A 19,618-nucleotide genomic window follows, 5' to 3' on the forward strand; every position below is an offset into this window, starting at 1 on the left:
GAACTGAAAGGAAGACTGCCATGATCGAAATGACGACCAACCCCGCAGCTGCCCGCGCCTTTCAGCGGGCCCATGCTGAACGTGGCAAGATGATCAAACACGCCCTTATGTGGCTATTCGGTTCCCGCTGAGCGCAGCGCGCGCGTTCTTACGGGATAAATAAGGGCCGGTCCGAAATGGACCGGCCCGTTGTCTTTTCTACGCTTCAGATCAGACGAAGAATTGCGCACCGTTGGCCGAGATGGTCGAGCCATTGATGAACTGAGAATCGTCGGATGCCAGGAACGCCACGCAGCGCGCGATTTCTTCGGGCTCACCCAGGCGACCTGCTGGGATCTGGCCGATAATGGATTCGCGGACTTTTTCGGGAACAGCCATCACCATCTCGGTTGCGATATAGCCGGGGCAGATCGCGTTGGCGGTAATGCCTGCACGCGCGCCTTCTTGCGCCAGCGATTTCACGATACCCAGATCGCCTGCTTTAGTCGCGGCATAGTTCACCTGAGCGAACTGACCCTTCTGACCATTGATCGAGCTGATGACGATGACACGACCGAACTTACGCTCGCGCATGCCGTTCCAGACGGGGTGCACGGTGTTGAACACGCCGGTCAGGTTGGTGTCGATGACCTGGTGCCACTGTTCCGGGGTCATTTTGTGAAACGGTGCATCGCGGGTGATGCCCGCGTTGGCGACCACGATGTCGATAGGGCCGACTTCAGATTCGACTTTTTCAATTCCGGCTTTGGATTCGTCGTAATCAGCGACGTTCCACTTGTAGGTGGAGATGCCGGTCTCTTCGGTGAACTTCGCGGCGGCTTCGTCGTTCCCCGCATAGGTGGCTGCAACATTGTACCCTTCGGCCTTGAGCGCCTTGGAAATTGCTGCGCCGATGCCGCGGGAGCCGCCGGTGACGAGTGCTGTACGTGCCATTTAGGAATCCTCCAATTTAAGTCGTCTTGGTAATGCTGTTACTTTGAGAGGTGATCGTGCGCAATATTGTTTCGTCATGATTCTCTAAATTCCGCGTGGCAATATCGTCGCATCTTTGGGTTAAGGGCCCAATGTAACAAAAAAGGGCGCCCAATAGACGCCCTTTTTTATTTGGTTATCAACGCAATTAGTCGCGCTCCACGCACAGGGCGACGCCCATGCCGCCACCGATACACAGGGTCGCCAGACCCTTTTTCGCGTCGCGACGCTTCATTTCGAAGAGCAGCGTGTTCAGAACACGGCAGCCCGAAGCGCCGATCGGGTGACCGATGGCAATGGCGCCGCCGTTCACGTTCACGATTGACGGATCCCAGCCCATGTCCTTGTTCACGGCGCAGGCCTGTGCGGCAAACGCTTCGTTCGCCTCGACCAGATCCAGATCTTCAACGGACCAGCCCGCTTTTTCCAGCGCTTTGCGCGAAGCGTAGATCGGGCCTACGCCCATGATCGACGGGTCCAGACCGGCGGTTGCATAGGATGCGATACGGCCCAGTGGCTCGATCCCGCGCTTTTCAGCATTCTCGGCGGACATCAGCAGGGTCGCCGCCGCGCCGTCATTCAGGCCGGATGCGTTTGCGGCCGTGACCGAACCGTCCTTTGCGAAGGCCGGACGCAGCTTTGCCATCGCTTCCATGGTGGCGCCATGACGGATGTATTCGTCAGCGTCCATCACGATGTCGCCCTTGCGGGTCTTGATGGTGAAGGGCGTGATCTCGTCGGCGAACTTGCCAGCCTTTTGCGCGGCTTCAGCTTTGTTCTGCGAGGCGACGGCGAATTCGTCCTGCATGTCACGGCTGATCTGCCATTTCTCGGCGACGTTTTCAGCGGTCTGGCCCATGTGATAGCCATTGAACGCATCCCACAGACCATCGCGGATCATCGTATCGATGTATTTCATGTCGCCCATTTTTTGACCGGCCCGCAGAGCGGCGGCGTGGGGCGAGAGAGTCATGTTTTCCTGACCACCTGCAGCAACGATATCAGCGTCGCCCAGTTGGATGTGCTGTGCGCCCAAAGCAACGGCCCGCAGACCCGAGCCGCAAACCTGGTTGAGGCCCCAGGCCGCACTTTCTTGTGGCAGACCGGCATTGATATGCGCCTGACGGGCGGGGTTCTGACCCTGAGCTGCCGTCAGAACCTGTCCCAGAATGGTTTCGCTGACTTCGCCCTTTTCCACGCCTGCGCGTTCGACTACGGCCTCCAGTACGGCGGCCCCAAGATCATGCGCGGGTGTGTTTGCAAACGAGCCGCCAAAGCTGCCCACTCCGGTGCGCGCGGCGGATGCGATTACTACGTTGGTCATTTAGACAATCCTTTACCGTCAAGGTCCTGCGGGATATTCGACGGCGCGGATCGCACAGAGACAACTCTGTGGCAGTAAGAGCGCCTCATGTTCCCCGCTCCAACTCCACATGGCATAGCGCAACGCTGCAGTTGCAGCAACGGTCAGCTTGCCTCAGGTCGGGCGTGGACCGGATAAATCACTCTAACTGGCTGTATGTTTGCGCTTTTCCGCCTTCCACGGGGCGGAAACGGTAGGGGCGCCAAACAGGAACCCCTGCAGGCAGTCGACGCCGTTGGCAATTAGGAATTCGGCATCCTTCTGTGTTTCGACTGATTCGGCGGTCACCAGAATCTCGAATTCTCGCGCCACGGCGATCAGGGCCCGTACCAAAGCCTGATTGTCCCGATTTTCGCCGATTCCGTGGATGAACTGGCCGTCGATCTTGGCAGCATCAAAGAAAAACTCGCGAAAATTGCGAAAGCTGAAATTGCTGGCCCCAAAGTCGTCAAGCGCAAAGGCGATGCCGCGCGGCTGCAGCCGGTCCATGAAATCGATCACCAGCTCAGGCACCGTCATAGCCGAGCTTTCTGAGATTTCCAAAATCAGCCTTTCGCCGATATTGGCATCTTTCTTCAAAAACCGCTCCAGCACACGTGACCATCGCGCGTAACCGATCGAACGGGCTGACATGTTGATGGACAGGCGAATGTCGGGGTTTTTGGTCAGCGTCCGCAATCCCATTTCAAGCGCGACACAGTCCAGCTCGCGCCCGATTGGAGTGTTTTCCAGTTGTGGCATGAACTCGCGCGCGGGGATGACCCGACCGGTTTCGTCCAGCACTCTGATGAAGCCTTCGTAGAAGGCCACGTCATGCGGCCTGTTCGCCTGCATCACCGGTTGAAAGGCCAGTTTGCACTGTTTGTGCTTCACCGCTTCGGTCGCCATTTCAATCGTCGAGGCATCGCGGGATTTGACAGCCGCGTTCAAGGGGCTGTCCCCACCTTCGGGCAAATCTGCCAGTACCTTCTTCCGCATGTGCAACCCGTTTCCTTTAGCGCCGTCGGTCCGATGACGATTTCAGAGGAAAGGTATGAATCTGCGGTTAAGACAAACGCAATTGATGGAGGTCAGGCTTGGGTCAGCGTGTCGTTTCCCAGATACGTCCCAGCGCGGCAAAGCCACCGACCAGCGCACCCATGAAGCCCAAAAGCATCATGCCAAAGCCCAACGCGACGATTCCCGTCGCACCGCCAGCCAGCGCGGTCAACATTGCGAGCACCACTCCGGTAAGACCCATAACGGTGGAAAGGGTTGTCAATCTGGTCATGTTGCCTCCGGTTACTCGCACTGCACACATCGATTGGATATGGGACGCGAGGGCCGGATTTCAAGAAACGGGTCGATTGGGTCGGCGGTATCAGGCCTGTCTTGCTTGCGTATTAGGCTGTTTGGTGTCGAATTGTTCGAATCCGGGCGTTCCACGATCTTCCGGGTGGCGGTCCAGATGCTTGGCCTTGATCTGTTCGGAATTGTCCCGGCTGCCATCATGGCTGTAGCCCGGCGGTGCAAAGCAATAAGCCAGTCGCTGACGAATTGTCAGGCCCGGTTGTGTCGCGTCGCGCCAAATTCCAACCCATTCGTGAAAGGCCACGCGCAGCGGGTTGAAGGTGCCGATATTGTGCACCAGCCCATAGTCGACGCGGTCATCTTCCTGTTCGGGGACAAATGTTCCGAACATCTTGTCCCAGATGATGAAAACGCCAGCATAGTTGCAATCCAGATAACGCGCGTTGCGACCGTGATGGGCGCGGTGGTGGCTGGGCGTGTTCATCACCGCCTCAAACCAGCGGGGCATCTTGCCGATGGCTTCGGTATGAATCCAGAACTGGTAGATCAGGTTCAGACCACCGACGAACAGTACCATCGCCGGATGGAAACCCAGTAGGATCAAAGGCGCGCGAACTACCATCATGAAGGTAAACGTATAGGTCCATGTCTGACGCAGGGCGGTGGTCAGGTTGTAGTGTTGCGAGCTGTGGTGGTTCACGTGGCTGGCCCAGACCCAGCGAATGCGGTGACCAAAGCGGTGCACCCAGTAATAGCGGAAATCATCCAGCACAAAGCACAGAAGGATAACGGGGATAGAGGTGCCCAGGTTCAGCGGCGTGATCTGCCACAGCCACATGAAGAATGCATAGGCGATGAACCCCAACAGAAAGCCGGATGCGATGTTGCCAGCCCCCATGATCAGCGATGTGACAGCGTCCCGCGTCTCATAGCGGCCACCGCGTCCTTTGACGGCGATCCACAGAAACTCGGCCAGAATGGCAGCTATGAAAAAGGGGACGGCCCACTGCACGGCGTCCGGGAAAGTCACGTGGTCGGTCATGCGGGCTCCATAAGGTGCTGCCAGTGGCGGCGTTCGCGTTCGTCAAGGTGGATTATGGCCTTGGGCGTTCCGAAGTCGTGGAATTGAACCTCGAACCCTTGCGGGTGATCCAGCAGATCAAAGTCCAGCAGATGCCGGGCCACGGTGTCTGCACCGAAAGACCAAAGCAGACCATTTCCTGTTTCGGTTCGGATTAGGGCCGCGTGCCCGTCATGTGCAACGGTGACATCGATGATCGAATCATCCGGCGCATGACGCAGCCATTCTGACCACGCCAATTCGGGCGATAGCACGCGCAATCGGGATCTGCCTGTCAGGTGCAGCAACAGGGTTATCCCGGCGATGCCTCCGACCACCAGAACCAATAGAATTTCAAGCGGCATTCCGTCCTCCTGCGCGGCAGAGTGCAAAGCGGCAGGCAGGCTGTCAAAGGTGGCGTCGCGTCAGCTATGTTCCAGACTGTCCAGAACCTCATACTGGACAACTCGCTGGACAAACGGCACCAACCCGTCCGGGCCCGAGGCGCGATCCTTTAGGTGAATACAGATATCGGGCCTGCGCGCCGCAATGATGCCCACCATCTCGCCGCGTATCCTGTCATCAAGACCGGCACCCATGATCGCGCAGGCGATGCGCGGCTCTTCGTCCAGCTGCCGTTTGACTTCTTCCTGATCATGCGCGCCAAGCCATTGGATCGGAAGGTGATCCAATTGACGCGCAACATCACCGATCACGTTGGGCAATTTTCCAATCAACAGAACTACCGGTTTCATCGTCGTCTCCCCTTCCTTCAGGTTGCAAACGAAAACCGGCCCATCTGGGCCGGTTTCAGCATAACACAAAACGTTCAGGAAGGCCTGATGCTTCAGCTGTTGCCCTCGACAAGGGTTGAAACGATGGCCTTGGCGCTGTCCGAATTCCACTCGGCATCTCCGATCAGGCGGGCAATCTCGTTGCCGTCGGGGTCGAGAATGACAGTGATTGGCAGGGCGATCACGCCCATTTTGCGTGCAACTGCCGATTGGGGGTCCTGATGACGTGGCAGGTTGTCGATGCCGTTTTCCTCGAAAAACTTCTTGATCCCGGCTGGCGAGTTGCGCCCGGTGGCCAGTGTCACGACCTCGAACTTGTCGCCGCCGAATTCTTCTTGCAGCTCGGCGATCTGGGGCATTTCCTTGCGACACGGCGCGCACCAGGTGGCCCAGAAGTTCAACAGAACATACTTGCCCTTGTAATCCGCAAGCGTCGCGGTGCCGCCGTCATCCTCAAGCTGAAATTCAACTGCTTCGACTGGCTTTGGCTCTTTGTGCAGGATCAGCCGTTTTAAGGAGTCCTCCCGAAGCGGTGCCAGAGTTTCGGCATCCGTGGCCAAAGCCGCGTTTGCACCCAACGCAAGGGCCATATAAAGGGGGATCAGACGAAATAGGCGCATATCAACTCCGGGTTTTCTTACATGACCGATCAATCTTCGAACCAGATGTGGGGCGGCCGCTTTGCCGCCGGTCCAGACGCGATCATGGAGGCGATCAATGCCTCGATCGGGTTCGATCAGCGGATGGCAGCCCAGGACATTGCAGGCTCGCGTGCCCATGCCGCCATGCTGGCTGCCACAGGTGTTATAACTGATAGTGATGCGCAGGCTATTCGGGAAGGGCTGCTCACTGTTTTGTCAGAAATCCAGAACGGAGAATTTCAGTTCTCGACCGCGCTGGAAGACATCCACATGAATGTCGAGGCGCGCCTGAAAGAGGTGATTGGCGAACCCGCAGGCCGTTTGCACACAGGCCGGTCGCGCAATGATCAGGTGGCGACCGATTTCAAACTATGGGTCCGCGATCAGTTTGATGCGGCTGAATCCGGCCTGCTGGCCCTGATCCGCGCGCTTTTGGCGCAGGCTGAGGCTGGTGCTGATTGGGTCATGCCCGGCTTTACCCATTTGCAGGTTGCGCAGCCCGTCACATGGGGCCATCACATGATGGCCTATGTCGAGATGTTTGGCCGCGACCTGTCCCGCGTTCGCGATGCCCGCGCCCGGATGAACGAATCCCCCTTGGGTGCAGCCGCGCTGGCTGGAACGTCCTTCCCCATCGATCGTCAGATGACGGCTGAGGCGCTGGGCTTTGACCGCCCCGCCGCCAACTCACTGGATGCGGTCAGCGACCGTGATTTCGCGCTCGAGTTCCTGTCGACCGCCTCAATCTGCGCTGTGCACCTGTCGCGCTTTGCCGAAGAGCTGGTCATCTGGTCTTCGGCTCAGTTCCGGTTTGTTACGCTGTCCGATCGGTTCTCGACCGGTTCGTCAATCATGCCGCAGAAAAAGAACCCTGATGCCGCAGAACTGATCCGTGCCAAAGTGGGTCGGATTTACGGCGCCAATACTGCGCTGATGATGGTTATGAAGGGATTGCCGCTGGCGTATTCCAAGGACATGCAGGAAGACAAGGAACAGGTCTTTGATGCCGCAGACAACTGGATGCTTGCTCTGGCCGCGATGGAAGGCATGGTCAAGGACATGACGGCCAACCGCGAAAGCCTTGCTGCCGCAGCAGGGTCTGGTTTTTCGACTGCGACCGATCTGGCCGATTGGCTGGTCCGTGTGCTGGGTCTGCCGTTCCGCGACGCGCACCACGTTACCGGATCGCTAGTCGCCATGGCGGAAAGCAAGGGTTGTGACCTGCCTGATCTGACGCTGGAAGACATGCAATCGGTCCATGCGGACATCACCGACAATGTCTATTCTGTCCTTACCGTCGAAAATTCGGTAAACTCACGCCAGTCTTATGGTGGCACCGCGCCGGATCAGGTGCGTGCCCAGGTCAAGCGGTGGAAGGCGCTGGTGTGATGCGGATACTACGTGTGGTGCTTCTTATTTCGGCCGGGGCTCTTCTGGTCGGCTGCGGAGCGGACGGCGAACCCATCCAACCCACGATGAGCGCAAATATCGGTGTCGGCAGCAGCGGCACCTATGGCGGTGTCGGGGTCGGTCTGCGACGCGGCGGGCTCGGCGTTTTCCTGGGGCTGTAATCGTCGATAGCAATCTCGAATTACCGTGCCTAATTGAGCAGCATAGTGGCCGAGCGCCAAATTCAAAATAGAAGTCAAGACAATGAAAATCATCGGCCTGATCCTCTCGCTAGTCGTACTGGCAGCCTGCGACCCAACATTTAAACCCCGCCCCGAGCCCGCAGAGACATCAACCGGGAACGGCATCAAAATCTCGGGTTATGGCCGGGTCGGTGTTTCCACATCGAACTGATCTTGCGCGGAATCCATTGATCCGCGTGGCCATTTTGGTCTAAGCGCGCAGTCATGGATCACTTTCTCTACCGCGACGGCGCGCTATACGCCGAGGATGTCCCGATTTCCGAAATCGCAACTGCGGTCGGAACACCATTCTATGTTTACTCCACCGCGACGTTATTGCGGCATTTCCAGCTTTTCGATGATGCGCTGGACGGCATGGATCATCTGGTCTGTTATGCGATGAAGGCGGCCAGCAATCAGGCGATCCTGAAGACGCTGGCACAGGCCGGTGCGGGAATGGACGTGGTCTCGGGCGGGGAATATCTGCGTGCCAAGGCGGCCGGCGTTCCGGGCGACAAGATCGTGTTCTCGGGCGTTGGTAAGACTGCGGATGAGATCCGCGCTGCGCTGAACGGCGGTATCCGCCAGTTCAACGTCGAATCCGAACCCGAGATGGAAGTGATCAACGCCATCGCGTTGGAGCTGGGAGTGGTCGCACCAATCACCGTTCGGGTGAACCCGGACGTGGACGCCAAGACCCATGCCAAGATCGCGACTGGCAAGTCCGAGAACAAGTTTGGCATCCCGATCGCGCGCGCATCTGAGGTCTATGCACATGCAGCCAGCCTTCCTGGGCTGGAGGTGATCGGTATCGACGTCCATATCGGCTCGCAACTGACCGAGTTAGAGCCGTTCGAGATGGCCTACACCAAGGTCGCCGAACTCACGGAAAAGCTGCGGTCCGAGGGCCACAAAATCCGACGCCTTGATCTGGGCGGGGGATTGGGCATTCCATACACCCGCGCCAATGACGCACCGCCCTTGCCGGTGGAGTATGGCGCGTTGATAAAGAAAACGTTGGGCCATCTGGGCTGCGAGATTGAAATCGAACCCGGGCGTCTTATTGCCGGTAATGCGGGTTTGATGGTCAGCAAAGTGATCTACGTGAAATCCGGCGAGGGCCGTGATTTTCTGATCCTCGACGGCGCGATGAACGACCTGATCCGTCCGGCGATGTACGAGGCGCATCATGACATCGTTGCCGTAAATGAACCTGCTCCAGGCGTCGAACAGCAACCCTATGACATTGTCGGCCCGGTTTGCGAAAGCGGTGATACTTTTGCAAAGGAACGCAACATGCCGCCCCTTGCGCCAGGCGATCTGGTCGCCTTCCGCAGTGCCGGTGCCTATGGTGCGGTGATGTCCAGCGAATACAATACCCGTCCCCTGATCCCAGAGGTTCTGGTGCATGGGGATCAATTTGCAGTTATTCGTGAACGCCCAAGCTTTGACGAAATCATAAACCGCGATACCATACCTGAGTGGCTTTGACGCGATAGGCGCGCGGGCCCGACCAGGAGGCCCGCCTTGCGCGCAAAACACAACCTGCCGATCCCAAGACTGTCCCTGTGGCTGACGCACGCAGGGATGCTGGCCGAGCAGTTTTTGCGCGCGTTTTGGCCGTTTTTCTCGGTTTTAATGGCGATTCTGGCGGCTTTGATGCTGGGCTTGCAGGACGAGGTCCGCGTTGAAATCGTCTGGGGCGTGGGCGCGGTAGCACTGCTGGGATTGGCCGCGACGCTGTTTGTAGGCGCAAGGCGATTCCATTTCCCCACACGGGCCGAAGCGCTGATGCGGCTGGATGCGGCACTGCCCGGTCGGCCGATTCAAGCTTTGATCGACGATCAAGCCATCGGCGCGAAGGACGCGGATTCCGTTGCACTGTGGCACGCACACCAGAATCGGATGGCGCGACGTGTTGCGCAGGCGGAACCTGTCAAACCCGATTTGCGGCTGGCCGATCGCGACCCCTATGCGCTGCGCTATTCGGCACTGCTTGCGCTGGTGATCGCAGCGATGTTCGGATCGTTCTGGCGCATCGGCTCGGTGGCCGAGATGACGCCGGGCGCTGCCGTGGCAGGGCAAGGCCCCAGCTGGGAAGGCTGGGTTGAGCCGCCGCGTTACACCGGGCTACCGACGCTCTATCTGGCTGATCAATCCGATCCAACACTGTCTGTCCCGCAGGGCAGCCGTATCACACTGCGTTTCTACGGAGAAATTGGCGCGCACAGTTTGACGGAAACCACCACGCCATTGGGTACTGAGGCCGCGACTGAGCCGGAACAGGATTTTGTCGTCGAACGCTCGGGCCAGTTTAAAATCGACGGCCCATCGGGACGGAACTGGGCGCTGAATGTTATCGCGGATACCCGCCCACAGGTGGCCGTGGCTGGTTCGGCCGAGTCGGAGGCTGGCGGTCAGATGAAACTGCCATTTGCGGCCAACGACGATTACGGAGTGGTATCCGGCTCGGCTGTGATCGAGTTGGATCTGGCCTCAGTCGACCGGCAGTACGGTCTGACGGCTGCGCCTGAGCCGCGCGAGGTCATAACGGTTGAACTACCCATGCCGATCACCGGCGACCGGGCGGATTTCACCGAAGATCTTATCGAGGATTTTTCACAGCATCCATGGGCGCATTTGCCGGTAAAAGTCACCCTGATGGCCCGAGACGCGGCGGATCAAGAGGGGCAATCCGAGCCTTATGCGACTGCGTTGCCCGCACGCCGGTTCTTTGATCCGCTGGCGGCTGCCGTGATCGAACAGCGTCGCGATCTACTGTGGACGCGCGAAAACGCGACCCGAGTTTCGCAGATGCTGCGGGCGGTATCGCACCTGCCCGAAGAGCTTTTCCGGTCAGACACCGCCTATCTGCGCCTGCGCGTGATCCTGCGCCGGTTGGAGATGTTTAATGAATACGGCCTGAAGCCGGAACAGCAGGCAGAAATCGCCGAGGCGCTTTGGGAGCTAGGCGTTCTGATCGAAGACGGCACCCTTGCCGACGCGTTGGAACGCATGCGCCGTGCGCAGGAGCGCCTGACTGAGGCGATGAAAAACGGTGCGACCGATGAAGAGATCGCCGAGTTGATGCAGGAACTGCGCGAGGCGACACAGGACTACATGCGCCAATTGCAGCGTCTGGCGCAGGAAAACGGCGAGTTCGACGAGAACCAGCAAGGTCAGGACGGCGAGTCCATGCAAATGACGCAGGACGACCTGCAGCGCATGATGGACCGCATTCAAGAGCTGATGGAACAGGGCCGTATGGCCGAAGCGCAGCAAGCGCTGGAAGAGTTCCAGCAGATGATGGAGAATATGCGCGTCACCCAGGGCCAGGGTCAGGGGCAACAGTCCGAAGGCCAGCAGGCGATGGAAGGATTGGCCGAAACTCTGCGCGAACAGCAGGGCCTGAGCGATCAGGCCTTCCGTGACCTGCAAGAACAGTTCAACCCGGGCGCGCAAGCCGGCGAAAGCCAGGGCAACGAAGGCCGTTCGGGTGGGCAGGGCCGGGGCCAAAGCCATGAAGGGCAGGGCGGCCAGGGTCAGGGGACTGACGAACAGGGCGGCGGCCAGCAAGGCCAGGGGTCCCTTGCGGATCGCCAACAGGCATTACGTGATGAGCTGAACCGCCAGCAGCAGGGATTGCCGGGCGCCGGAACCCCCGAGGGCGATGCGGCACGCGATGCACTGGACCGTGCCGGGCGCGCGATGGAGGGTGCCGAAGAAGCCCTGCGCGGCGATGATCTGGCCGAAGCAATCGACCAACAGTCCGAAGCGATGGAGGCCCTGCGCGAGGGCATGCGATCTCTGGGCGAAGCACTGGCCCAAAATCAGCAGAACCAGCCGGGCCAAGGGTCGCAGGAAGGCGACATGCAAGCCGACAACCGTGATCCGCTGGGCCGCAGCCCGGGGGCCAATGGCACAATCTCGACCGATGAAAACCTGTTGCAGGGTGAAGATGTCTATCGTCGCGCCCGCGAATTGCTGGACGAAATCCGCCGCCGGACTGGGGAATCGGATCGCCCCCAGATTGAACTGGAATACCTCAAACGCCTGTTAGAAAGGTTCTGATCTCAGTTAGTTCTGAGAGGTGCCAGACCCGGTCTGTGCTTCAAGCCACAAACGCGCTTGATCCACCAGAGAGACATAACTGTTGAGAACCGGATCAGCCTGCGGCACCGCTTCGGAAATCTTCTGGGAATTGCTGTAGATCAGCAGCAGGGCCACGCCGACAACCAGAATCAGCAAGAATCCGCGCCGAAACCCGCCAGACTTGCGGGGCGGGGGCATGTCCTCGTCCAGCTTTGGCAAGGGATCGTCGCTGCGCAGGCTGGAATTGATTGCCTCGACATCCGGCAGCTCGTCTTTCTGACCGAAATCCTTTGCGGTTTCCGTCGCGATCAGGTCCTTGGCGGCTTTTTCCACTTCGGGCGGTGCGTCGAGAGCCAAATCGGTCTGCGTCTCAAGGCTGCTGCCTTCGTGGGCGCGCAGGTCTGCTTCGCGGGCCGCTTCTTCCTTGAGGATGTTGGCAACCGCCGGGTCGACATTGCCGGTCGAGGAAGCTGCGGCAGGTTCGGGCTCTTCGATAGGTTTCGCGACAATCTCTGGCGTTTCCGCCTTTGCCGCGGGTTCGTCCGCGGGCGGTTCCGGCCTTACCGGTTCAGATGCGGTTTCGGGGTATTTGGCCTGAAACCAAGTCTTTTCGCAGTTGGAACACTGCACATCGCGGCCTTCCTCGGGAATGACCTCGTCTGGCACTTCGTACTGAGCACCACAATTCGGACAAGTAAGACGCATGCTGCCTCCCGGTCGGGGGCCCGACCTGATAATAGTTTTTTCAGGGATGTTATTCCGTTAAGACCTGACCGCAAAGGGTGTTTTCGGTTTCACACGGCAAGTGTCACCAATTCGACCCGGTGCAGGCATTGAAACCACAACCGCGCTCGGGCAAGAAGGGCGGCAACAATAATTGGGGGCCCTTGTGATCGAGCTGGAAAACGTCAGCTACACCTATGGTGATGGTGAGTTGCTGAGCGACGTGTCGCTTCAGTTGCAGCCGGGGTCGTTCCATTTTCTGACCGGTCCGTCGGGTGCGGGCAAGACGACCTTGCTCAAGCTGTGTTATGGCGCGTTGCTGGCCACATCAGGACGGCTGAGCGCATTTGAGCAGGATATTGCACGCCTGGACCGAGATCAGATGGCGCTGCTGCGTCGCCGGATCGGGGTCGTGCATCAGGATTGCCGATTTCTGGACCATATGACCTTGGCTGAGAACGTCGCGTTACCATTGATGGTGTCCGGCAAAGGCGAGAATGCGCAGAAAGAGGACCTGCTGGAATTGCTGAACTGGGTCGGGCTGGGCACACGGCTCGATGCGCTTCCGCCGGAACTTTCCGGGGGTGAGCGTCAGCGCGCGGCATTGGCGCGGGCTGTCATCCTGTCACCGGACGTTGTGCTGGCAGATGAGCCGACCGGCAATGTGGATTGGGAAATGTCCCAGCGATTGCTGCGCCTGCTGGTCGAGTTGAACAAAATGGGCAAGACCGTGCTGATCGCAACCCATGACCTGAGCCTGATCCGCGCGGCCAAAAGCCAGGTTCAGGCCCGCGTCCTTCGGATATCGCAGCGCCAGATTCAATTGGCGGGGGCGGATCTATGAACAAGGGCACCATCCGCAGCATGCTGGTGCGCGACAAACGCGCAGATCGGGTTGTTCCGCCATCCGGCTACACGGCGCAACTGACCCTGTTCGTTTCCGGTGCGATGGCCTTTCTGGCCGTTTTCGCGCTTGCCTTGTCGCTGGCATCAGGCCGGCTGGCCGACCGTTGGGCATCGGAACTGGCGGGGGCTGCCACATTGCGTATTAACGCGCCCGCCGAACAACTTTCCGCCCAGACCGAGGCCGCGCTGACCGTGCTGGCCCAAACCCCTGGCGTTGCGTCGGCACGCGCCCTGGCCGCAGAGGAACAGGTCGCGCTTTTGTCCCCGTGGTTCGGTCCTGATTTGCCGCTGGATACTCTGCCTGTTCCGCAACTAATAGAAATCATCGAGGGCGAACCGGGTCTAGATACCGCTGGCTTGCGCTTGCGACTTGGTGCCGAAGTGCCCGGCGCCGTGCTGGACGACCATTCACGCTGGCGCGAGCCGCTGGTCGAGGCGGCAAACTCGCTGCGGCGATTGGGCTGGGTGTCTATCCTGCTGATCGGAGGCGCAACCGCGGCGATGATTACGCTGGCGGCCAATGCTTCATTGGCGGCCAATGCGCAGATCATCGAAGTCCTGCGTCTGGTCGGTGCCCGTGATCGTTTTATCGCCAGCGCATTTGTACGGCGGTTCACATATCGCGCTTTCTTCGGTGCGCTGGTCGGGGTGCTGTTCGGCATGACCGGTGTTCTTCTGTTGCCCGAAGCCTCGGTAGAGGGCGGGTTTCTGACTGGATTGGGTTTTCAGGGGGTTGGCTGGCTGTTGCCTGCGCTGATACCTCTGCTGGGGGCTGCGGTGGCGTTCTTGGCCACCTGGACAGCGGCCGTGCGCAAATTGAAGGAGCTTTCGTGATGGCTACAGCGGTCCAATGGGTGCGCTCTTTGATCTTCATGATCGTGATTTATGCGTGGATGCTGATCCTTGGTATCGTCTTCGCCCCTTACGCGTTGTTTGCAAAACGTGGGGCATTGCAGGCCTGTAAAACCTACGCGCGATCGACGATCTGGTTGGCAAGCTGGATGGTTGGCATCCGTTGTGAGGTTCGCGGAAACGTTCCAGTGGACGAGGTCGTAATTGGAGCCAAACACCAGTCCTTTCTCGACATCATCATGATTTTCAGCGCCATTCCGCACGGCAAGTTCATTATGAAAAGGGAACTGCTGTATACCCCGGTTATCGGTCTCTATGCCCGTCGCCTTGGGTGCATACCGGTTGATCGCGGCAGAAAGGGCGCTGCCGTCGCCAAGATGGTCAAAGACGTGGCTAAAGAGTTCTCTGAACCCGGGCAGCTTGTGATTTACCCGCAGGGCACACGCGTCGCACCGGGGGCGAAGAAACCTTACAAAGTTGGGACGGCAGTTCTGTATGAAGGGCTGGGCTTTCCTTGTGTGCCGGTTGCGACGAATGCTGGTGTTTTCTGGCCGCGTACCGGGGTTATGCGCAAACCTGGTCTTGCAATTGTCGACTTTCTTGACCCGATCGAACCGGGTGTGGGGCGGGATCAATTTCTTGGACGTCTGGAAGACGTGATCGAAACACGATCCAATGCATTGATGCGAGAAGTGGGGTTTGAACCGGATGGAGCTCATTAAGAACATCGAAACGCTTGAGGCGCTCTACGGCACACCGGGCGCGCCTTCACTGCGCAAAGTGGCCAGACAGCTCACTCCGCTTTATCGCAAATGGATCATGGCGTCGCGCCTGTGCATCCTCAGCACCGTCGGGACCGAGGGTGTCGATGGCAGCCCGCGAGGTGACGACGGCCCGGTTGTACTGGAACTTGATCCGCACACACTGGCGATGCCTGACTGGCGCGGAAATAATCGGCTGGACAGCCTGCGTAATATCGTTCGCGACCCGCGAGTGTCGTTGATGTTCATGGTGCCGGGGTCCAACAGTGTCGTGCGATTGAATGGCACGGCGCATGTGACAGCTGATGAAAATTTGCGCGCGCGGTTCGAAAAGCAGGGCAAAAGACCAGCAACAGTGATCGTTTTCGAAATCACTGAGATTTACACCCAATGCGCCCGCGCCTTGATGCGGGCCCGTACTTGGGTCAGCGGCGACGAGACTGCGCATGTGCCGACCGTCGGTGAAATCCTCGCCGAGGCGTCAGACGGCGACGAAGGCGGCACGCAATATGATCAGGAATGGGGCGCGCGCGCCGCGAAGACGATGTGGTGAACTGACCACAAATCGTCACGGAATTGTCACTAGTGTGGACAAATGCTCGGCCAAAATTAAGGATGTAAAAAACGATCCGAGGCCACAATGCAGCAGTTACAATCCCTTCTGAACTCGTTTTTTGAACATGTTCGGAATGTACTTATGTATCCGTTCGATCCCGTTAATCGAATCTACTACGTTTATTTGTGCAGTTCGGTTTTGATCGCGTTCTGGATTTACGTCAGAAATCGAAAAAACACATCTGAGGTTTTGGGCGAAAAGAGCTTTGTTGGTTTTCTGTTCCCTAAAAAGGTCTGGAGGCACCCTTCAGCTTGGCTTGATGTCCGATATTTCTTTTTTCATATGTTTATTGGTCACTTCTTGATGATTGGCCTGTCCGCTGCTGCAGCGGCTCTGTCCTACTATTGGGCGAGCGGCGGGTTCAGTATCAATGAAGCTGCTCCGGCACAGTCCTTAGAGGGTTGGACAGGCGCCGGTATCACCGTTGCGTATATGGCTGTACTGTTCCTTGTCGCAGATTTTCTTGGCTTTTTTGCGCACTATCTACAGCATAAAATCCCGCTTTTGTGGCAATTTCACAAAGTCCATCACAGCGCTGAAGTGATGCACCCGATTTCCAACTTCCGCGAGCATCCGATTGATAATTTTTTTTACAATATTTTGATTGGTCTGGGCGGGGGGGCTATCACCGGCTTCACTTTCCGGATCTTGGGATATCACCCTAACCTTCCTGTTATTCTGGGCGTTCCGGTTTTTATGTTCCTGTTTAACTTCGCGGGCTATAATTTGCGCCATTCCCATATTTGGCTGCGTTGGCCCGGTGTTTGGTCAAAAGTATTTCCGTCACCCGCGCATCATCACGTGCATCACAGCTGTCACCCGGATCACCTGGACAAGAACTTTGCTTTCATGTTCCCATTCTGGGATGTGGTTTTCGGCACTTACGTGATGCCTGAAGACAACAGGGACGTGAAATTTGGTGTAACGGAAAAGGACAACGGCCTGAGGTTGGACTCTTGCCTGAAACTGTACGTGTTGCCGTTCCAGGATGCGTGGCGTCTGTTCCGGCCCAAAAAGCCGTCGGCTCAAACTAACTCTGTCACCAACGAGCCAGCGGAATAATGTTAATCGGTCGACCACCCGGTTACGCCCGGGTTGTCCCATATTGAATTCACTATTGGATCGACCTGCCGCCGTAGGTGAGCGCAACTTTACGAGCGGCCTTGAATAGGTCGGGTAAGCACGGGATCAGGCTGCCGCGGCACCGATCCGGGCTACCTTTGATATCCAACGATCCACGCTGCCGGGTTTGGGATAGCTGGCGCCCGAAAAGTAAGTGAACCGGGTCGGTTTGAAGCCGACAAATCCCAGAATCTGATCGCGGATCTGGCGGATCAGGGCTTGCCTGTAGATCAAACGCATGAACCAGCCCGGCGTGTCCGAGGTCAGGATGACCCGCGCTGTGCGCCCTGTCAGCATAGGTGCTGGAAAGCCGATCCTTGTTGTATTTCGCGTGTCGAAGGTGCGTCCGGGGATGAATGCCCGGTCAATCAAACCTTTCAGCTTGGCCGGCAAGCCGCCCCACCACATCGGTGCTGTCAGGACAAGGTGTTCGCTCCATTCAAAATCCTGCAGCACTTGTTCCAATGCGGGTTCCAACGGTTTGAAGTCCTCATAGTTTCCCTGACCGAAGTCATGGTCAAACTGCAAGTCGCTCAGGTGAATCATGCGAACGTCGTGCCCCTGTCGTTTGGCCGCGTCGGCATAGGTTTCTGCAAATGTCCGGGACAGGCTGCTTTCGCCTGGGTGTCCATCGAGGATCAGGATTTTCTTAGGTTGCATCGCGAATCTCCAAAAATGACCGTGGTCAGTTTATAAGTGAAAAAAATGACCACGGTCAATTACAAAATTTGACCATGGTCAAAAAACATGCGAACAGGGCATATGCAAAAGACAGTTCAAAAGAGAACCCTTAAAACGCGCGCCCGATTAATTGAGGCGGCAGAGGACGTTATCGAAAGAAACGGCTATCAGGCTTTGCGGGTGGAAGACGTGGTTCAGGCAGCCGGGGTCGCAAAGGGAACCTTTTTTTCGCATTTCCGGGACAAAGACGCGCTTATGGAAATGCTGATTGGTGAGAGGCTGGTTGCCTGTTTCGATCAGATTGAACAGGTCCCCGCCCCACGCACGGCCCCCGAAATCGCCGATGCCCTGCAACCGATCCACGCCTTCATGACGTCCGAGCGTTATGTGTTCGATCTGATCATCCGGTACTCAGGCGCTACCGCAATCACCGAGATCGGGCCCATAGCGCGCTGCTTCGAACGCTATGTCCGACTGGTCGCTGGTTGGTTGGAAACCGCGAAGGTGCGCAAGGACATTTCCCCCGACTTGTTGGCCGAGGGGGTTCAGGCTTTTGCTATTCAGTCAATGTCGCTGAAGTTCTGCGCTCTGCATGAAGCAGAGAGTTTTTCAGACAGGTTGGAAATCTATCTGGACGCGTGGTTAACCCCGGCAACCTGACGGCGGCCGGGGTTTAATATTAACTGTGAATCGGTCCGTCGCCACAGGCCAACGCAGCCTCACGCACGGCTTCCGAATAAGTTGGGTGGGCGTGGCAGGTCAGGGCCAGATCTTCGGCCGAGGCGCCGAACTCCATCGCCACACAGACTTCATGAATCAGATCGCCCGCACCCGGGCCGATGATGTGGCAGCCCAGAATGCGATCAGTTTCCTTGTCGGCCAGGATTTTGACAAACCCATCGGTCATTAAGTTCGCCTTGGCGCGGCCGTTGCCCATGAACATAAACTTGCCGACTTTATAGGCGCGGCCCTGTTCTTTCAGGGTCTCTTCGGTTTCGCCCACATTTGCGACCTCGGGCCATGTGTAGATCACACCCGGGATGACGCCGTAGTTCACGTGCCCATGCTTGCCCGCAACCTGCTCGGCTGCGGCCATACCTTCATCTTCGGCTTTGTGCGCCAGCATGGGGCCTTCTGTTACGTCACCGATGGCGTAAATGCCCGGCACGTTTGTCTGCCAATCGGCCCCCACCTTGATCTGACCACGCGGTGTCATTTCAACACCCAACGCTTCCAGACCCAAACCATCCGAGTACGGTTTGCGCCCGGTGGCGACCAGAACTGTATCAGCTTCGATCACATGTTCGCTGTCATCCTTGCGCAGCTTGTAAGTCACTTTGGCCTTGGTCTTGGTGGCTTCGGTCTTTTGGACCGCCGCGCCCATGACAAATTTCAGGCCTTGTTTCTTTAAGATGCGCTGGAAGGTCTTCTGCACCTCAGGGTCCATGCCGGGAGTGATCGCATCTAGGAATTCGACCACAGTCACCTCAGCGCCCAGACGCTGATAGACCGAGCCCAGTTCCAGCCCGATCACGCCCGCGCCGATCACCACCAACTTCTTTGGAACCTTGTTCAGGGACAAAGCTCCGGTCGAAGTCACCACAACCTTTTCGTCCACCTCGACACCGGGCAGAGAGGACGGTTCGGACCCGGATGCGATGATGATGTTCTTTGCGGTGTGAACCTCATCACCCACTTTGACCTGACCCGCGGCAGGGATCGAGCCCCAGCCTTTCAACCAGTCGATCTTGTTTTTCTTGAACAGGAACTCGATACCCTTGGTATTGCCGTCGATCGTTTCCTGCTTGTAGCCCTGCATTTGTTTCCAATCGACCGAGGGGCTTTTGCCCTTCAGGCCCATCTTGGCAAAGTTATGCTCGGCCTCATGAAGTTGATGGCTGGCATGCAGCAGCGCCTTCGAGGGGATACAGCCGACGTTCAGGCACGTGCCGCCCAGAGTTTCACGCCCTTCGACGCAGGCAGTCTTCAGGCCCAGCTGAGCGCAACGGATGGCGCAAACATAGCCGCCGGGGCCTGATCCGATTACGATAACGTCATAATTTGCCATGTGTCAGGTCCTTATCGATTACGGGGATGGCGGCATTTGTATGCGC

Annotated in this window: 22 protein-coding genes; 11 read left to right on the top strand and 11 right to left on the bottom strand. The window is 57.9% G+C overall.

Annotation, left to right across the window (positions count from 1 at the left end):
• Positions 1-210 precede the first annotated feature (210 nt).
• The 8 genes from phbB to AC2FGC_RS14550 form a co-directional block, all read right to left on the bottom strand.
• Positions 211-933, bottom strand: coding sequence for an acetoacetyl-CoA reductase (gene phbB / locus AC2FGC_RS14515; RefSeq protein ID WP_496725806.1), 723 nt, complete (start codon positions 931-933; stop codon positions 211-213).
• A gap of 187 nt (positions 934-1,120) precedes the next feature.
• The gene (locus AC2FGC_RS14520; RefSeq protein ID WP_496725807.1) at positions 1,121-2,296 is read right to left on the bottom strand and encodes an acetyl-CoA C-acetyltransferase; all 1,176 of its coding nucleotides are present in this window, start codon (positions 2,294-2,296) and stop codon (positions 1,121-1,123) included.
• A gap of 183 nt (positions 2,297-2,479) precedes the next feature.
• Positions 2,480-3,313 carry an EAL domain-containing protein gene (locus AC2FGC_RS14525; RefSeq protein WP_496725808.1) on the bottom strand — a complete coding sequence of 278 codons (834 nt, stop codon included), beginning with the start codon at positions 3,311-3,313 and terminating at the stop codon, positions 2,480-2,482.
• Between the two features lie 103 nt (positions 3,314-3,416).
• Positions 3,417-3,605, bottom strand: a complete 189-nt coding sequence (locus tag AC2FGC_RS14530; protein ID WP_113792041.1) for a hypothetical protein — start codon at positions 3,603-3,605, stop codon at positions 3,417-3,419.
• 90 nt (positions 3,606-3,695) lie between these two features.
• Positions 3,696-4,667 carry a sterol desaturase family protein gene (locus AC2FGC_RS14535; RefSeq protein ID WP_496725809.1) on the bottom strand — a complete coding sequence of 324 codons (972 nt, stop codon included), beginning with the start codon at positions 4,665-4,667 and terminating at the stop codon, positions 3,696-3,698.
• Complete coding sequence (locus AC2FGC_RS14540; protein ID WP_472722833.1) at positions 4,664-5,050, bottom strand: hypothetical protein; 387 nt, start codon at positions 5,048-5,050, stop codon at positions 4,664-4,666. Before AC2FGC_RS14540 ends, AC2FGC_RS14535 begins: the two co-directional genes overlap by 4 nt.
• A 60-nt stretch (positions 5,051-5,110) precedes the next feature.
• Positions 5,111-5,440, bottom strand: a complete 330-nt coding sequence (locus AC2FGC_RS14545) for a hypothetical protein (protein ID WP_058278908.1) — start codon at positions 5,438-5,440, stop codon at positions 5,111-5,113.
• 92 nt (positions 5,441-5,532) lie between these two features.
• On the bottom strand, positions 5,533-6,099 hold the full coding sequence (locus tag AC2FGC_RS14550; protein WP_058273552.1) for a TlpA disulfide reductase family protein: 567 nt from the start codon (positions 6,097-6,099) through the stop codon (positions 5,533-5,535).
• Positions 6,100-6,120: 21 nt separating this feature from the next.
• Between AC2FGC_RS14550 and argH the strand changes: the two genes are divergently transcribed.
• From argH to AC2FGC_RS14575, 5 genes are all read left to right on the top strand, one after another.
• Positions 6,121-7,509: an argininosuccinate lyase gene (gene argH, locus AC2FGC_RS14555; protein ID WP_496725810.1), complete on the top strand. Its 1,389-nt coding sequence runs from the start codon at positions 6,121-6,123 to the stop codon at positions 7,507-7,509.
• On the top strand, positions 7,509-7,691 hold the full coding sequence (locus AC2FGC_RS14560; protein ID WP_496725811.1) for an argininosuccinate lyase: 183 nt from the start codon (positions 7,509-7,511) through the stop codon (positions 7,689-7,691). Before argH ends, AC2FGC_RS14560 begins: the two co-directional genes overlap by 1 nt.
• A gap of 82 nt (positions 7,692-7,773) precedes the next feature.
• Complete coding sequence (locus AC2FGC_RS14565) at positions 7,774-7,923, top strand: hypothetical protein (RefSeq protein ID WP_496725812.1); 150 nt, start codon at positions 7,774-7,776, stop codon at positions 7,921-7,923.
• A gap of 53 nt (positions 7,924-7,976) precedes the next feature.
• Entirely contained in the window at positions 7,977-9,242 is a 1,266-nt protein-coding gene (gene lysA / locus AC2FGC_RS14570; protein WP_496725813.1) for a diaminopimelate decarboxylase, read from the top strand.
• A gap of 36 nt (positions 9,243-9,278) precedes the next feature.
• On the top strand, positions 9,279-11,822 hold the full coding sequence (locus AC2FGC_RS14575; RefSeq protein WP_496725814.1) for a TIGR02302 family protein: 2,544 nt from the start codon (positions 9,279-9,281) through the stop codon (positions 11,820-11,822).
• A 6-nt stretch (positions 11,823-11,828) separates the two neighbouring features.
• Here the strand turns inward: AC2FGC_RS14575 and AC2FGC_RS14580 are convergent, their stop codons facing one another.
• Entirely contained in the window at positions 11,829-12,548 is a 720-nt protein-coding gene (locus AC2FGC_RS14580) for a zinc-ribbon domain-containing protein (protein WP_496725815.1), read from the bottom strand.
• Positions 12,549-12,732: 184 nt separating this feature from the next.
• On the opposite strand from AC2FGC_RS14580, the gene AC2FGC_RS14585 reads away from it, so the two are divergent.
• From AC2FGC_RS14585 to AC2FGC_RS14605, 5 genes are all read left to right on the top strand, one after another.
• On the top strand, positions 12,733-13,410 hold the full coding sequence (locus tag AC2FGC_RS14585) for a cell division ATP-binding protein FtsE (RefSeq protein WP_496725816.1): 678 nt from the start codon (positions 12,733-12,735) through the stop codon (positions 13,408-13,410).
• Positions 13,407-14,306 (top strand): cell division protein FtsX, encoded by a 900-nt coding sequence (locus AC2FGC_RS14590; RefSeq protein ID WP_496725817.1) that lies wholly within the window; start codon positions 13,407-13,409, stop codon positions 14,304-14,306. Before AC2FGC_RS14585 ends, AC2FGC_RS14590 begins: the two co-directional genes overlap by 4 nt.
• Entirely contained in the window at positions 14,306-15,046 is a 741-nt protein-coding gene (locus AC2FGC_RS14595; RefSeq protein WP_496725818.1) for a lysophospholipid acyltransferase family protein, read from the top strand. The genes AC2FGC_RS14590 and AC2FGC_RS14595 overlap by 1 nt, the downstream gene beginning before the upstream one ends.
• Positions 15,033-15,638: a pyridoxamine 5'-phosphate oxidase family protein gene (locus tag AC2FGC_RS14600; RefSeq protein WP_496725819.1), complete on the top strand. Its 606-nt coding sequence runs from the start codon at positions 15,033-15,035 to the stop codon at positions 15,636-15,638. Before AC2FGC_RS14595 ends, AC2FGC_RS14600 begins: the two co-directional genes overlap by 14 nt.
• An 87-nt stretch (positions 15,639-15,725) precedes the next feature.
• The gene (locus AC2FGC_RS14605) at positions 15,726-16,763 is read left to right on the top strand and encodes a sterol desaturase family protein (RefSeq protein WP_496782698.1); all 1,038 of its coding nucleotides are present in this window, start codon (positions 15,726-15,728) and stop codon (positions 16,761-16,763) included.
• 126 nt (positions 16,764-16,889) lie between these two features.
• On the opposite strand, the gene AC2FGC_RS14610 is transcribed toward AC2FGC_RS14605, so the two are convergent.
• A complete protein-coding gene (locus AC2FGC_RS14610; RefSeq protein WP_282169812.1) occupies positions 16,890-17,483 on the bottom strand; it encodes an NAD(P)H-dependent oxidoreductase in 594 nt (197 codons plus the stop codon).
• A 102-nt stretch (positions 17,484-17,585) separates the two neighbouring features.
• Here AC2FGC_RS14610 and AC2FGC_RS14615 point away from each other — a divergent pair, with 102 nt between their 5' ends.
• Positions 17,586-18,164, top strand: coding sequence for a TetR/AcrR family transcriptional regulator (locus AC2FGC_RS14615; protein ID WP_496725821.1), 579 nt, complete (start codon positions 17,586-17,588; stop codon positions 18,162-18,164).
• Positions 18,165-18,183: 19 nt separating this feature from the next.
• On the opposite strand, the gene lpdA is transcribed toward AC2FGC_RS14615, so the two are convergent.
• Positions 18,184-19,572, bottom strand: coding sequence for a dihydrolipoyl dehydrogenase (lpdA, locus tag AC2FGC_RS14620; RefSeq protein ID WP_496725822.1), 1,389 nt, complete (start codon positions 19,570-19,572; stop codon positions 18,184-18,186).
• Positions 19,573-19,618 lie beyond the last annotated feature (46 nt).

It is taken from the genome of Ruegeria sp. CDSC054 (assembly GCF_059610645.1).

Coding starts and splice junctions, on each gene's coding strand:
- AC2FGC_RS14595 (WP_496725818.1), top strand. CDS start 14,306: ATGGCTACAGCGGTCCAATGGGTGCGCTCTTTGATCTTCATGATCGTG.
- AC2FGC_RS14615 (WP_496725821.1), top strand. CDS start 17,586: ATGCAAAAGACAGTTCAAAAGAGAACCCTTAAAACGCGCGCCCGATTA.
- argH (WP_496725810.1), top strand. CDS start 6,121: ATGACCGATCAATCTTCGAACCAGATGTGGGGCGGCCGCTTTGCCGCC.
- AC2FGC_RS14540 (WP_472722833.1), bottom strand. CDS start 5,050: ATGCCGCTTGAAATTCTATTGGTTCTGGTGGTCGGAGGCATCGCCGGG.
- lpdA (WP_496725822.1), bottom strand. CDS start 19,572: ATGGCAAATTATGACGTTATCGTAATCGGATCAGGCCCCGGCGGCTAT.
- AC2FGC_RS14580 (WP_496725815.1), bottom strand. CDS start 12,548: ATGCGTCTTACTTGTCCGAATTGTGGTGCTCAGTACGAAGTGCCAGAC.
- lysA (WP_496725813.1), top strand. CDS start 7,977: ATGGATCACTTTCTCTACCGCGACGGCGCGCTATACGCCGAGGATGTC.
- AC2FGC_RS14600 (WP_496725819.1), top strand. CDS start 15,033: ATGGAGCTCATTAAGAACATCGAAACGCTTGAGGCGCTCTACGGCACA.
- AC2FGC_RS14565 (WP_496725812.1), top strand. CDS start 7,774: ATGAAAATCATCGGCCTGATCCTCTCGCTAGTCGTACTGGCAGCCTGC.
- phbB (WP_496725806.1), bottom strand. CDS start 933: ATGGCACGTACAGCACTCGTCACCGGCGGCTCCCGCGGCATCGGCGCA.
- AC2FGC_RS14605 (WP_496782698.1), top strand. CDS start 15,726: ATGCAGCAGTTACAATCCCTTCTGAACTCGTTTTTTGAACATGTTCGG.
- AC2FGC_RS14590 (WP_496725817.1), top strand. CDS start 13,407: ATGAACAAGGGCACCATCCGCAGCATGCTGGTGCGCGACAAACGCGCA.
- AC2FGC_RS14560 (WP_496725811.1), top strand. CDS start 7,509: ATGCGGATACTACGTGTGGTGCTTCTTATTTCGGCCGGGGCTCTTCTG.
- AC2FGC_RS14550 (WP_058273552.1), bottom strand. CDS start 6,099: ATGCGCCTATTTCGTCTGATCCCCCTTTATATGGCCCTTGCGTTGGGT.
- AC2FGC_RS14520 (WP_496725807.1), bottom strand. CDS start 2,296: ATGACCAACGTAGTAATCGCATCCGCCGCGCGCACCGGAGTGGGCAGC.
- AC2FGC_RS14525 (WP_496725808.1), bottom strand. CDS start 3,313: ATGCGGAAGAAGGTACTGGCAGATTTGCCCGAAGGTGGGGACAGCCCC.
- AC2FGC_RS14610 (WP_282169812.1), bottom strand. CDS start 17,483: ATGCAACCTAAGAAAATCCTGATCCTCGATGGACACCCAGGCGAAAGC.
- AC2FGC_RS14535 (WP_496725809.1), bottom strand. CDS start 4,667: ATGACCGACCACGTGACTTTCCCGGACGCCGTGCAGTGGGCCGTCCCC.
- AC2FGC_RS14530 (WP_113792041.1), bottom strand. CDS start 3,605: ATGACCAGATTGACAACCCTTTCCACCGTTATGGGTCTTACCGGAGTG.
- AC2FGC_RS14545 (WP_058278908.1), bottom strand. CDS start 5,440: ATGAAACCGGTAGTTCTGTTGATTGGAAAATTGCCCAACGTGATCGGT.